Source organism: Burkholderia sp. 8Y, from assembly GCF_902506145.1.
Classification (GTDB): Bacteria; Pseudomonadota; Gammaproteobacteria; order Burkholderiales; family Burkholderiaceae; genus Caballeronia.
In genome coordinates this window covers 1-14,037 of the sequence record NZ_LR733538.1, presented here as the reverse complement: position 1 = coordinate 14,037, position 14,037 = coordinate 1, and the positions used below count along the sequence as shown (strand labels likewise).

Here is a 14,037-nt window from a genome sequence, read left to right as displayed (position 1 = left end):
TTACGTGGCAATTCTGGCTGGCGATTCTGCATACACGGCGTGGGGCCGCAAAGGGGAGAGCAATGAAAGCGATGAGAAGACTGTTCGTGCTGGGCGCGATGAGCGCGGCCCTCGCCGCGAGCTTCGGTGCGGGCGCCGATACGAAACCGACCATCAAGATCGGCTACGTCGAAGGATGGGACGATAGCGTGGCGACGTCGAACGTGGCGGCGCGCATCATCGAAAAGCGCCTAGGCTATCAGGTGCAACTCGTGCCGGTCGCAGCCGGGGTGATGTGGCAAGGCGTGGCGCGCGGCGACCTAGACGCGACGCTTTCCGCATGGCTGCCGGTCACGCATGGCGCGTACTGGAACAACTTCAAGTCGAAGGTCGTGAATCTCGGACCGAACTTCAATGACGCGAAGATCGGCCTGATCGTGCCGGAAAACGCGGACGTATCGAGCCTTTCCGATCTCGAAGCGAAGAAGGCGGAGTTCGATTCGCGCATCGTCGGCATCGACGCGGGTGCGGGCGTCATGCAGAAGACGAGCGAAGCGATCAAGGCGTACAACCTCGATTACCGACTCATGCCGAGCTCGGGCAGCGCAATGACGGCCGAGCTTGCCCGCTCGGAAGCGGCCAACAAGCCGATCATCGTGACGGGGTGGAAGCCGCACTGGATGTTCGCGAAGTACAAGCTGAAGTTCCTCGACGATCCGAAAAAGGTGTTCGGTGAAGCCGAGCACGTGGACAACGTCATCAATCCTGAACTGGAAACGAAGGCGCCGCCCGTGGTTGCGTTCCTGAAGAAATTCCAGTGGAAGCCGGGCGAGATCGACAGCGTGATGCTCGCGACGCAGAACGGCGAGAAGCCGACTGCCGCCGCCGACGCATGGATCAGCGCACACGGCGACCGCGTGGATAGCTGGGTGAAGTAAGCGTTTGGCCGGACCCGCGTAAAAGCGCCGCTCGTGAGCGGCGCTTTTGCGTTTCAGGTCTCAGCGCAGCACGACGGTGCGCTCGCCGTTGATGAAAACGCGCCGCTCGACGAACGCCTTGACCGCACGCGCGAGCGTGATGCATTCGACATCGCGTCCGGTTGCCAGCAGACGTTCCGGGCTGTAGGAATGATCCACGCGCTCCACTTCCTGCTCGATGATCGGGCCTTCGTCGAGATCGTCGGTGACGAAGTGCGCGGTCGCGCCGATGAGTTTCACGCCGCGCGCATGCGCCTGATGATACGGCTTCGCGCCCTTGAATCCGGGCAGAAACGAATGATGGATGTTGATCGCGCGCCCCGCGATCTTGCGGCTCGTTTCGCCCGAAAGAATCTGCATGTAGCGCGCGAGAATCAGCAACTCGGCGCCCGATGTCTCGAAGAGGTCGAGCACGCGCGCTTCCTGCTGCGGCTTGTTATCGGCGGTGATCGGCAGATGATGAAACGGCAGGCCGTGCTGCGCGGCGAGCGGCGCGAGATCCGTATGATTCGACGCGATGCCCGCGATATCCATCTTCAGTTCGCCCATGCGCCAGCGAAAGAGCAGATCGGCGAGGCAGTGCTCCAGCTTCGAGACCATGATGAGCACCTTCGGGCGCACGGCGAGGTCGTGCATCGCCCATGTCATCGAATAACGCGCGGCGATGGGCGCGAATTCGCGCTGGAGCATCGCAAGATCGAGTGTGTCGTCGCGGCGCGCGGCATGAAAGACGCAGCGCACGAAGAAGCGTTCGCTCAGGTCGTCGTCGAAGACGCTGAGTTCGTCGATATAGCCGTGATGGTGTTCGAGAAAGCCGACTATCGCGGCCACCTGACCGGCCGCGCTCGGACACGCGACGGTGAGCACCAGTTGATTGAGGCGAGGTTGCGCTGACATGCGTGCTCCACGTTCGAAGTAAGGCGCCGCCCGCAATTGGGCGAGCGTCTCGCTAGTAGAGCAAAGGGGATGGCGCGCGCGATAGAAGGGATGCGCCGTCGCGCTGGTATGAAAGCGTCAGGCGGTCGCGCCGCGTGCGGCGTGAAGCGCACGCGGCGACGCGCCGCCCGAGCCGCCTCAGCCCGCTTGCAGGCTGACGCGCTCCTGCGCCGACATCAGCATGGCGCGCAGCGGCGATTGAATCGCGACGAAATGCACCATCAAGCTCGATGGCTGCTGGAAATACCACGGCGTATTCAGGCTCACGCAGTCGTGTCCGCTTTCGAGCGTCCAGCCGAGCCGCTCGCGCAGCAGATTCGCGATGATCGTCTGATCGCCGCCGTTCGCGTAGGTGCTGGATTTGTCGGGCGCGGCGCTCACGTGCCGATAGATTTCCTCGACGAAGGCCGCGTTGTCCGGCGTGCGCTTGAAGCCCAGCACGCCCGCGTTGATGACCCACGGACCGATGTCGTGCGCGGCGAGAATGTCGCGATTGGCGAGCAGCGGCTCCAGCGCCTTCTTCTGGTTGACGAAGAGGATGTCGGCATCGATCCAGATCGTCCATTCGTGATGCGGCAAATGCTTGCGCAGGAACCACGGCTTGAGCCACGTGCCGGTGCTGCCGGGATCGGCGTCGGCGGGCGTGTCGCGGTAGACGTAGAGCGTGTAGCCGTGGCGCTCGCAATAGCGCCGCATGTTCTGCTCCGCGACCGCGCCGTAGTTGCGCACGTTGGCCGTGTAATACGTCACGAGGGCAATAGGCCGGCCAGGATTGAAGACGCTGAAGGGCTCGGCAGGCGCGTACGCCGCATGGCGCGAGAAGTCGAGCAGACGCGCGCCCTTTTGCTGGCAATCGTTGATGTGCTCGGCAAGCGCGTTGCGGAACGACGGATGGATGAACCCGTACATCTCCTGTTCCGACATGACGATGGTCCACAGATTCGCGTGCTTCGCCCAGACCGGTTCGAAGCGCGGATTGCAGAACATGGCGCACATGATGCCGCCGCGCTCGCCGTGCGGCTCGATGTAGTCGAGCGGGGAGAGAAGCTGGATTTCGTCGTCCGTCGCCCCGCAAATCTTGCATTGCGCGATGCAGTGAATGATGAAATCGCGGATGGGCTGCGTATTGCGCCAGACCTGCAGCTCGGTCTGTTCCTTGCCGGTATTGCCACCGAGCGCAGGCAGAAGATGCTGACGACCTTCGGCCATGGGTTCGACTGGATGCATGTTGAGCACGAGACAGTCTTCGCTCAGGCAGACGAGCAGCGCGTTTTCGGGCATCTGCCGAAGATGGTGCAGCACGGTTTCGTACTTCAGCAGCAAGCGTTGCGCTTTGGATTCGAGACCGACCAGCGATAGGGCTTCATGTTCGTAGCCCAGTTGCGCGCAATAGTGCTTGTGATTGGCGAGAACGGCGGGTGCGTCGACCCGGAGAAAGCTAAGGCAGCGGGTTGTCATAAGTCGTGCGGGAAACAATGCTTACGTTGCGTGATTGCGGTTTTTTTACAGTTTTCGAAGTATGGAGAGCGCGCGCGCGTAACGGTATCGGGCATGTCTGAAATCGAAGAAATTCGATGGACGCGCCGCGAGGGCGTCGAAACGCGCGCGGACGAGCGGCTACGCGCTCCGTGAGAGGTCGATGCAGCGTTTGTTCGATACAGCCGGCTCGCTGAGCGCGCTCGTCGCGGCGGTCGCAGCCGACTTGTCCTCGCTGATGGGCAGCGTGTGTCTTGACGAGACGCCGCTGGCAAGCGGCATCGGCATGCGCCCGCACGAACTGCGCGAGGCGACATTGCGGCAAGACGGAACGCGCGGCGGTGCGTATCCAGCCGCGCGTGATCGCGCATGACAGGAAGCGCATCTATCTACATGTGGAAATGCTCGGAGGCGACGCCGCGCACGCCGCTTCCTTCGATGACATCGCCGCCGCGCTCTACGCGGGCCGCGTGATCGCCCTGCCGTCGCGCCCGGCGGCGTCCACGTCCGCGCCTCGCAATCCGGCCTGCGCGCGCCACGTCCTCAGCAGCAGCGCATTCGTGACCACGCTCACGCTCGAAAATGCCATCGCCGCGCCCGCGACCATCGGATCGAGCATGCCGAGCGCCGCGAGCGGAATGCCGATCAGGTTATAGACGAACGCCCAGAACAGGTTCTGGCGAATCTTGCGATACGTGCGCCGCGAAATGTCGATGGCATCGGCGACGAGCGCGGGATCGCCGCGCATCAGCGTGATGCCCGCCGCTTCGATCGCGACATCGGTGCCGCTCGCCATCGCAATGCCGATGTCGGCGGCGGCGAGCGCGGGCGCGTCGTTGATGCCGTCGCCCGCCATCGCGACGACGCCTTTCGCCGACGCCTTCAGTCGCGCGACGACCTGCGCCTTGTCGGCGGGCAGCGTATTCGCGTGCACCCGTTCCGGCGCAATGCCGAGCGCGCGCGCGACAGCCTGCGCGCTGCCCGCGTTGTCGCCCGTGACGAGCGCGCTTGTCACGCCCATGCGCGAAAGACGCTCGATGGCGGCGCGGGCGGTCGGCTTGAGCGTGTCGCCGAACGCCAGCAGCGCGAGCACGCCGCGGCGATCCGGCGCGATCAGCCAGGAGATCGTGTTGCCTTGCGCTTCGAGATCGCGGGCGCGTTCGGCGAGCGGTTCGGGCACGTTCGCGTTCAGTTCTTCGCGCCAGCGTTCGCTACCGATCGCGATGCGCTGTGCCGCGCCGTCCTGCGCTGCCATGTCGACGTCCGCTTCCACACCGCGCCCCGCGACTGCCCGGACCGCGCGTGTCCGGAAGCGCCGCGTGGCATCGGTATCGCCTGCCGCGGCAACGACCGCCTTCGCCAGCGGATGCTCGCTCATGCGCTGCACCGCCGCCGCGAGCGCGAGCGCCTCGTCGCGATCCTGCCCCGGCGCGGCGTCGAACGCGACCAGACTCGGCCGCCCGACTGTCAGCGTCCCGGTCTTGTCGAACGCGACGATTTCGATGGCGTGCGCGCGCTCCAGCGCCTCGGCGTCCTTGATGAGAACGCCCTGACGCGCGGCGACGCCCGTGCCCGCCATGATCGCGGTGGGCGTCGCGAGGCCGAGCGCGCACGGGCACGCGATCACCAGCACCGCGACCGCATTCAGCAGCGCCGTCTCGCCGCTGGCGCCGTGCAGCAGCCAGCCGGCCAGCGTGACGAGCGCGATGCCGAGAATCGCCGGCACGAATACGGCGGACACGCGATCGACGAGCCGCTGGATCGGCGCCTTCTCCGCCTGCGCCGATTCGACGAGCCGGATGATGCGCGCGAGCGTCGTCTCCGCGCCGACGGCGGTCGTCTCAATAGCGATCGCGCCTTCGCCGTTGATCGAGCCGCCCGTCGCGCGCGCGCCCGGCTCCTTGGCGACCGGCAGGCTTTCGCCCGTAATCAGCGATTCGTCGATATGCGTGCGGCCCTCGCGCACGATGCCGTCTACCGGCACGCGCTCACCCGGCCGCACGATGGCGATATCGCCGATCCGCACGTCCGTCAGCGCGACTTCGCGTTCACGCGAGGCATCGGCGGCATCGCGTATGCGCGCCTTGTCCGGGCGCAGCGCGTTGAGCGCGCGGATCGCGTCGGTCGTCTGACGCTTCGCGCGAGCCTCGAGCCATTTGCCGAAGCGCACCAGCGTGATGACCACCGCCGACGCCTCGAAGTAGAGATGCGCGTGGCCGCCGCCATGCGCGAACATCTGATAGACGGACACGCCCCACGCCGCCGACGTCCCGAGCGCGACGAGCAGATCCATGTTTCCCGAGAGCGCGCGCACGGCGCGATAGCCGCCCACGTAGAAGCGCCATCCGAAACCGAACTGCACCGCGCTCGCGAGCGCCAGCTGCAGCCACGGCGAGAGCGCGAGGCCGAACATGGGCGCGAGAAGCGGCAGCGAAAGCACCGCGCAGCCGAGCACCGCCGCGAATTCGCGGTCACGCGTGTGGGCAGCGGCGGCGGGCGGCGCGTCGGGCACGATGCGCGTGGCTTCGTAGCCCGCTTTCGTGATCGCGGCGAGGAGCTGGTCGTCGGTGACGGTATCCCTCGCGTGGACCGTGGCGCGTTCTGTCGCGAGATTGACGGCGACGGCATCCACGCCCGGCACGCGCTTGAGCATCTTCTCGACGCGCGCCACGCACGACGCGCAGGTCATGCCGCCGACGGCGAATTCGGCGGTCCGTTCGGAATGAGTTGAAGCCGATGACATGGTGAAACGCTCCGGATCTCGCTGAACGGGCGCAGTTCCCGTTCGAATGTATCCAGTATTGACCTTCCAATGACTGGAAGGTCAAGCGCGGTTTTTCAGCCGCGCGACGGAGGGTTCATGGTGGCGAGCATGGCATCGGCGAGCGCGTGCGCCGCGTCGCCGCCGCGCTGGCGCAGACCGTCGACCGCGCCAAGGCGGTCGGCATCGGCCTTGTTCTGCGAGAGCTTCGCTTTGCCGACGAGGCGCGTCACCTCGATTTCTATGCCGACGATCGCGCCCAGCATTTGATCGATGTAATCGCGCGGGGCGTCGCCCATTTTCCACGGCGCGGGCTCCGCCGCTTCCATCTTGCGCGTGAGCCGCGCGACGACGCCGCGCACGTACGCTTCGTCGTCGCGCACGGTGATGCGGCCGTGCGCGTGCACGACGAGATAATTCCACGTCGGCACCTGACGATGCGTTTCCTGCTTGCTCGGATAGAAATTCGGCGAGATATAGCCGTCTTCGCCCTGAAAAATGACGAGCACGTTCTCGCCCGGCGCCACTTCTTTCCAGACCGGATTGGCCCGCGCCACATGCGCGCGCAGGACGCCGTGCCCGCCTGGCGACGCCTCGAACTCGAACGGAACGTGGTTTGCGTCCAGCCCGTTGGGACCGTGCGTGACGAGCGCGCCGAACGGATTCGCGGCGATCAGCGCATGGAGAACGTCGGCGCGGTTTTCTTCGAAGTGGGCGGGCAGATACATCGGTCGGCTCTGTGACGGTGGAATGAACGACAGCGGCGAAGACTTCATGTTACGCGATGCCGGCGCATGAAGTTTGCTGCGAGTCGTCAGCGAGTTGCGACGGTTTTGCATGCGGCTTCTTGCCTATCATCAGCGGATACGTTAAAACCCGAATTTCGAGATAGTTCCCGCGCCTTTTCGAGGCGTACACGCGAAGGCGGCAGCATGGGTTTGCGCGCGGACCTGCGCGACTCGATGCGAAACAAGAACCGGACACCCATTCGATGAACCCTGAACGACGCTGGACCTTCCCGCTGAACGCCGCTTTCTATTTGACCGCAAGCCTGGCCGGAACGAGCCTCCTCGCCGGCTGCGCGGCGACCAAGCCGCCCGAAGTCAAAGCCAGCACTGGCTGGGTGAAGGATCAGGTGGCGGATGCGTACACGTTCGGGTTTCCGCTTGTCGCCTCGGACATCGCCCGCGAACGCGCGAGCAGCAGCGCGGCGCAGTCCGGCCGGCCGCCGCTCAACACCTTCCGGCATCCGAGCGCGCTGCCGCCCGTCGGTGCGGCGGGCTGGCCGAGCGTCGATACGCTCGATTCGACCGCCTGGCTCGATGTCTCCGCCGATCCCGTGATCGTCTCGCTGCCCGCCGCGCCGCGCGGACGCTATCTGGATGCGCGCGCGTTCGACGCATGGACCAACGCGCTCTATTCCAGCGCCGACACGACGCCGTATCCGAAGATGCAGTTGATCGCGTTCGTGCCGGCGGGCTGGACCGGCCCGCTGCCGGCGGACGCGACGCGCGTCGAATGCCGCACGCGCTACGTGTGGCTGTCGGTCCGCGTGCGCGTCAACGGCGCGCGCGACGTGCGCGAGGCGCGCAAGCTGCAAACCGCGATGCGCATCGAGCCGCTCACGCCCGCGAAAGGCTCCGCCGCCGATGCGACGCCCGCCGTCACCGGCGCGTGGCCGGGCGGCAGCAGCGGCCAGCAGCCGTCCGTGCCGCCGCTGCCCGCCGCGCCGCCGACGGCATCGCCGGGCGCGCAGGCCGAATCGCTCGACGCCAGCGCGTTCTTCGCGCGTCTCGCCCGCTCGCTCGACGACAACCCGCCCGCCACCGCCGACACCCCCGCGATGAACCGCCTCGCCGATCTGGGCGTGAAGCCCGGCGAGCCGGTGCAATTCAAGACGACGGACGCGCCGGTGCTCGACGCGGGCATCGCACAGGCGCGCGAGCGGCTCTCGACCGTGCCGCCCAACGCGATCACGAAGAATGGCTGGACCTGGTTTGGCGACGGCGCGGGCAATTACGGCATCGACTACACGCTGCGCGCGTATCTCGCCCGCCGGCAGACGGCGACGAGCACGAAGGACGGCGAAACGAAGCCGGTTTCCGTGGCCGACAGCGACGGCCACGCGCTCAACGGCGGCAATGAGTACGTGCTGCACTTCGCGCCGAATCAGCTTCCGCCCGTGCGCGGCTTCTGGACGCTCACGGCCTACACGAAAGACGGCGCGCTCGCCGATGCCAGAGCGCCGCGCCTCTCGATTTCCGACCGCGACCGCCTGAAGAAGAATCGCGATGGTTCCATCGACGTGATCGTGTCGGCTGATTCGCCGGGCAGGGCGCGTGCGTCGAACTGGCTGCCGGCGCCCGCAGGCGAGTTCCAGTTGACGATGCGTCTCTACGCGCCCAAGCCGCAGGCCAGCGACGGCACCTGGGCGCCGCCGCCCGTACAGCGCCAATAGCGTCGGCACGCGCGACGTCATCTGGCGTTTTGACACCGTTCGCGCGGCGCATCGTCGTATACTCGGGCATCCCCCTTCCGAGACGGCGAGATCGCGCCGCGCCGATGCGCGCATCGCGTCGCCGCGCATCGAATGTCGAGCACCACGAAGTCAACGTTTTCCACGGCCGGGCAGACCTTGCGCGGCGTCGTCCACGCGCGCCGCACGCGGCGCATTGCTATCGGATTCATCGTCGCGCTGCTGGTCATCGGGCTGCTGGGCTTTTTCGTCGCGCCGCCGATCATCCGGCACGTCGCCGAACAGCAGCTCGCGAAACAGATCGACCGGCCCGTCAGCATCCGGCGCATCGCGCTCAATCCCTATACGCTCGATTTCGAAGCCGATGACGTGCATATCGGCGAAGCGCCCGCTCACGCCGCGAACGCCGCGAGTTTCGTCGATGTCTCGCGGCTCGTGGTGCGGACTTCGTGGGCGTCGCTGTTCCGGCTCGCGCCGGTCGTCGATGAACTGAAGATCGACTCGCCGCGCTTGAGCATCGTCCGGTACGACGCCGAGCATTTCAATTTCTCGGATCTGATCGCGAAGTTCTCGAAGCCTTCGTCGCCGCCGTCGGACAAGCCTGCGCGGTTTTCGGTGTCGAACATCCGGATCGAGAACGGGCGCATCGATGTCGACGACCGGCTCACGAAAACGAAGCACACCATCGACCGCTTCGCGCTCGGCATTCCGTTCATCGCGACGTTGCCGTCCGCCACGGATATTTTCGTGACGCCGCTCCTGCAGGCGCGCATCGACGGTTCGCCGCTCGTGCTGAAGGGCCGCACGAAGCCGTTCGCGCAGTCGCGCGAATCCGACATCGCACTGACGCTCGACGGGCTCGACGTGCCGCAGATGGCGTCCTACGCGCCTGCGTCGCTGCCGGTCGTGGTGAAGCGCGGGCGGCTTTCGACCCACCTCGACGTGCGTTTTGCGATGGCGGGCGACGTGCCGACCATCCGCGTCGACGGCACCGCCGATCTCGCCGACGCCGTCGTGACCGACCGCGCGAACGCGCCGCTTCTGGCCGCACGGGCGCTGCACGTGAAGATCGCGAACATGGAACCGCTGCGCAGCATCTATCACTTCGACGAAATCACGCTCTCCGGGCCTGACGCGCATCTCACGCGCGACGCGTCCGGCGCGCTGAACGTGACGAAGCTTGCGCCGGCATCCCAGCCGGCCGCCGCGAAACCCGCTGACAACAAGGCCCCGCCGCTCGATCTCGCGATCCGTCATCTCGCCATCGACGGCGGGCGGCTCGCGTATGCCGACGATCTGCTGAAGCAGCACGTCGAAGCCGCGTTGACGAATCTCGCCGTCACGCTCGACGGCTTCTCGACGCTCGCGAAAACGCCCGCGCGCTACACGCTCAAGACCGCGTCGGACAAGGGCGGCACGCTCGACGCCTCGGGCAACGTCACGCTCGCCGCGCACACGGCGGACGCCAGGATTGCGCTTGATGCGCTCGCGCTGGCGCCGCTGCAGCCGTACATCGCGAACCTGGTGGCGGCGCGCGTCGTCGCGGGCACGCTGAGCGCGAATCTGCCGGTTTCGGTCGACTGGTCGAAGCCCGATGCCGGCGCGCAGGTCGGCGCGGGCGACGTCACGCTTGCCGGATTGACGCTGGTTCCGTCGAATGCGACGGGCGCGGCGCCGATCAAGCTCGGCTCGGCGGTCGCCAAAATCAGCAAGGTGGACGTCGCCGCGCGCACCGCCGCGCTCGACAGCGTGCAGGCGAGCGGCCTGGCGCTTGCGGCGACGCGCCGCAAGGACGGCAGCATCGATCTGGCTGCGCTCGCCGGGCCGCACGAGGCCGCGCCCGAACAGACCGCGACGCGCAAGGTTCAGAAGGCGCAGGAGGCCGGTCCGGCGTGGCGCTATCGGATCGGCCAGATCGGGCTGGATGGCGCATCGGCCACGTTCACCGACGAAACGCCCGCGCGGCCCGTGACGCTGCGCGTCGCGCCACTGTCGGTCAACGTCAGACAGTTCAGCGACGACCTGACAAAGCCGCTCGCCGTCGACGGCAAACTCACGCTCAATGGCCGCGGCGCGCTCGGCGTGAACGGCAATGTCACGCTCAGTCCGCTCAAGGTCGCGCTGCACATGAAGGGCGATCAGGTCGATGCGTCCGCGTTCGAGCCGTATTTCGGCGACAAGCTCAACGTCGAAGTGGCGAGCGCATCGCTCAACGCGGACGGCGACGTCACGATGTCGGGCAGCGGCAAGACGCTCGCGGCGACCTACAAGGGCGACGCCTCGCTCACCGACGTACGCATGATCGACAAGGCCACGTCCGACCGTTTCGCCGGCTGGAAGCTGCTCGGCCTCACGAACCTGAAGGCGAGCTACGGCGATCGCGGCACGGACGTGGAGGCGGCGCGCGTCACGTTCGCCAATTTCTATGGACGCGTGCTGCTGGACGCGCAGGGCAAGCTGAATCTGAAGAACGTCGTCGCGAGCGGCAACGCGCCCGCGGAATCGGTGACGCAGCCGGCGGCGTCGGCGCCCGTGGCCGCGAGCGCGCCCGCCGACACGGCGAAATCCGGGCCGCCGGTCAACATGCGCTTCGGCCAGCTCGTGTTGCAGAACGGCCGCGTCACCTATACCGACGACTTCATCAAGCCGAACTACACGGCGAATCTGGTCGCGATCAACGGGACGATCGGCGCGTTCGGCACGCATTCGACAACGCCCGCGCCCGTCGATGTCACCGCGAAGCTCGCGGCGAACGGGCCGGTGTCGATCAAGGGGCAGGTGAATCCGCTGATCGCGAAACCGGCGCTCGACCTGACCGCGAGCGCGCATGACGTGGAATTGACGAACCTCACGCCGTACTCGTCGAAATACGCAGGTTATCCGATCACGAAGGGCAAGCTCAACGTCGATCTTCACTACATGCTCGCCGACGACAAGCTGACGGCGAACAACCACCTGTTCATCGACCAGTTGACGTTTGGCGATCACATCGACAATCCGAGCGCGACAAAACTGCCGGTGCGGCTCGCCGTATCGCTGCTCAAGAACTCGCGCGGCGAGATCGACGTGAACATCCCTATTTCAGGCTCGCTGTCGAACCCGGAGTTTTCGGTCGGCGGGCTCGTGTGGCAGGCCATTCTGAACCTCGTGCAGAAGGCCGTCACCGCGCCGTTCTCGCTGCTGGCGCATGCGTTCGGCGGCAGCGGAGAGGAGCTGAACTACGTCGAATTCGACGCCGGGTCGGCCACGCTCACCGATGCCGCGCAGAAAAAGCTCGACACGATCGCGAAGGCGCTCGCGGACAAGCCGTCGATCCGGCTGGACGTGACCGGGCGCGTCGATCCGAAGGTGGACGAGCCGGGCCTGCGCAGGGCGTGGCTCGACGCTCAGGTGAAGCGCGCGAAGGTGCGCGACATGTCGGGCAACGGCGAGAACGTCGACTGGGCGAGCGTGAAGGTGTCCGGCGACGACTACGACAAGTACCTGACGAAGGTCTACAAGTCGGCGGATTTCAAGAAGCCGCGCAATATGATCGGCCTCACCAAGACGTTGCCGGATACGGACATGAAAGCCGCGCTGCTGCAGAACGCCCCGGTCGACGAGGCTTCGTTGCGCGACCTCGCTCAGCGGCGCGCGCAGGCGGTGAAGGAGTACTTCGACGGGAAGATCGACAGCAGCCGGATTTTCGTCGTGGCGCCGAAACTGACTGCCGAGGGCATCGACGATAAAGGCGCGGGAAGCCGCGTGGACCTGGGCTTGAAGTAGCGCAGCGTTAGCCGAACGGATGATCTCGAAGAACAGCGAGGGACGACTTAGTATGAGCGAAACCGGAGAGTCGAAAGAAAACGGGAGTCAGCCGATGGGAACGCCTTACGAGCAGGACGTCGTCGCGTGGGCCAGGGAACAGGCCGCGCTGCTGCGTGCGGGGAAGCTCACGGCCATCGATATCGAGCATATCGCGGAGGAAATCGAGGACGTGGGCAAGAGCGAGCAACGCGAATTGGCGAGCCGGATGTCGGTGTTGCTGGCGCATTTGTTGAAGTGGACGTATCAGCACGCGCGACGAAGCAAGAGCTGGAGCCATACCATCCGCACGCAGCGCAAAGAGGTGGCGTACGTGCTGGGCGAAGCGCCCAGCCTGCGCGGAAAGTTCGATGACGCGGCCTGGATCGATGTGATCTGGTCGCGCGCCCGCAATCTCGCGGAGTCGGAAACCGGTCTGGATATCGACGCGTTTCCCGAGACCTGCCCCTGGTCGATGACCCACGTCCTCGATCCCGAGTTTTATCCTGACTGAGCGGAGTGGCGCTGTACATGGCGTCAGCGATTGCGCCAATTCGGACGTCACGCAGGCTTGTGACACACCTGCGAAACGTCGGACCGCCGAGTGCGATGCCATGCATTGTGACAGTCGTGGACGGCCGATCTACGAGAATTGCAGCCTTATCGCGCTTCGTACCGTATGCGCAATTCGACGAGGAACTGCAATGGCTGAAACATCCAGGCAACGTACCGGCGAACTTCTTAAGAAGTTGTTCGACATTCTGATATCTCACCCCGAAGGCATGGCGGCGAGACAAGCGTTGGAGATGTTGGCCCAGAGCGTGACCTTAACGCCTCACGAAGCCGGACGTTACGAGAGTTCGGGCGTAAGACGATTCGAGAAGATCGTACGCTTCGCGACTGTGGCGTGCGTAAAGGCCGGTTGGCTAGTCAAGCACAAAGGGGTTTGGGTAGTCACCGACGAAGGGATATCGGCGCACGAGAAGTTCAAAGAACCAGCTGACTTCTGCCGTGAAGCGGGCCGCCTATATGGGCAGTGGCGTGCGTCGCAGTCTCGCGATCCCGTCGGACTGGCTAGCGTTTCGGCGAAACTGAGCGAACAAGCAGCATTGTCCTTTGATGTCGATGCCGAGGCAGCCAGCGTTACGTTCGAACAAGCCGAAGAGCAAGCCTGGGGCGAAATCGAACGCCACCTGCACGCGATGCCGCCGTACGAATTCCAAGATCTTGTCGCTGACTTGTTAAGGGCGATGGGCTATCACATAGGTTGGGTATCGCCGCCGGGCAAGGACGGTGGTGTTGACATCATTGCAAACACCGACCCGCTAGGAACACGTCCGCCGCGCATCAAGGTACAAGTCAAGCGCGTCGGACATCGCGTAGACAAGGACGGGCTCAAGTCTTTTATCGCCATCATCAACGAGGACGACGTTGGCTTATATGTCTCGCTCGGTGGCTTTACACGCGACGCGGAGTCTTTCGCGAGAAATCAGGAGCGTCGCAAGATTACCTTAATCGACTCGGAGCGGCTGATTGAACTATGGATAGAGTTCTATCGGAAGCTCGATGACGAGGCGCGAGCGCGCATGCCGCTTACGCCGATCTACTTCCTCACGCCCCAGAGCTAGACGCCGCCCCCGCCTCAATGC

10 protein-coding genes are annotated in these 14,037 nt (G+C 65.4%); 6 read left to right on the top strand and 4 right to left on the bottom strand.

Annotation, left to right across the window (positions count from 1 at the left end; translation table 11 throughout):
- Positions 1-62 precede the first annotated feature (62 nt).
- Positions 63-917: a glycine betaine ABC transporter substrate-binding protein gene (locus GV035_RS26560; protein ID WP_159838697.1), complete on the top strand. Its 855-nt coding sequence runs from the start codon at positions 63-65 to the stop codon at positions 915-917.
- A gap of 60 nt (positions 918-977) precedes the next feature.
- Here GV035_RS26560 and purU read toward each other — a convergent pair whose 3' ends face one another.
- The gene (purU, locus tag GV035_RS26555) at positions 978-1,853 is read right to left on the bottom strand and encodes a formyltetrahydrofolate deformylase (protein WP_159838695.1); all 876 of its coding nucleotides are present in this window, start codon (positions 1,851-1,853) and stop codon (positions 978-980) included.
- Positions 1,854-2,030: 177 nt separating this feature from the next.
- Positions 2,031-3,350, bottom strand: coding sequence for a hypothetical protein (locus GV035_RS26550; protein WP_159838693.1), 1,320 nt, complete (start codon positions 3,348-3,350; stop codon positions 2,031-2,033).
- 181 nt (positions 3,351-3,531) lie between these two features.
- Here GV035_RS26550 and GV035_RS26545 point away from each other — a divergent pair, with 181 nt between their 5' ends.
- Positions 3,532-3,741: a hypothetical protein gene (locus GV035_RS26545; protein ID WP_159838691.1), complete on the top strand. Its 210-nt coding sequence runs from the start codon at positions 3,532-3,534 to the stop codon at positions 3,739-3,741.
- Between the two features lie 84 nt (positions 3,742-3,825).
- On the opposite strand, the gene GV035_RS26540 is transcribed toward GV035_RS26545, so the two are convergent.
- Both GV035_RS26540 and GV035_RS26535 read right to left on the bottom strand, forming a co-directional pair.
- Positions 3,826-6,057 (bottom strand): heavy metal translocating P-type ATPase, encoded by a 2,232-nt coding sequence (locus GV035_RS26540; protein ID WP_159838723.1) that lies wholly within the window; start codon positions 6,055-6,057, stop codon positions 3,826-3,828.
- Positions 6,058-6,206: 149 nt separating this feature from the next.
- A complete protein-coding gene (locus tag GV035_RS26535) occupies positions 6,207-6,857 on the bottom strand; it encodes an FMN-binding negative transcriptional regulator (protein WP_159838689.1) in 651 nt (216 codons plus the stop codon).
- A 263-nt stretch (positions 6,858-7,120) separates the two neighbouring features.
- Here GV035_RS26535 and GV035_RS26530 point away from each other — a divergent pair, with 263 nt between their 5' ends.
- The 4 genes from GV035_RS26530 to GV035_RS26515 all read left to right on the top strand — a co-directional run bounded on the left by GV035_RS26530 (position 7,121) and on the right by GV035_RS26515 (position 14,016).
- Positions 7,121-8,587, top strand: a complete 1,467-nt coding sequence (locus GV035_RS26530) for a DUF1254 domain-containing protein (protein WP_159838687.1) — start codon at positions 7,121-7,123, stop codon at positions 8,585-8,587.
- A gap of 132 nt (positions 8,588-8,719) precedes the next feature.
- Positions 8,720-12,370, top strand: a complete 3,651-nt coding sequence (locus GV035_RS26525; RefSeq protein WP_159838685.1) for a DUF748 domain-containing protein — start codon at positions 8,720-8,722, stop codon at positions 12,368-12,370.
- A gap of 94 nt (positions 12,371-12,464) precedes the next feature.
- The gene (locus tag GV035_RS26520; protein ID WP_159838721.1) at positions 12,465-12,902 is read left to right on the top strand and encodes a DUF29 domain-containing protein; all 438 of its coding nucleotides are present in this window, start codon (positions 12,465-12,467) and stop codon (positions 12,900-12,902) included.
- A gap of 190 nt (positions 12,903-13,092) precedes the next feature.
- Positions 13,093-14,016 (top strand): restriction endonuclease, encoded by a 924-nt coding sequence (locus GV035_RS26515; protein WP_159838683.1) that lies wholly within the window; start codon positions 13,093-13,095, stop codon positions 14,014-14,016.
- The last annotated feature ends 21 nt before the right edge of the window (positions 14,017-14,037 follow it).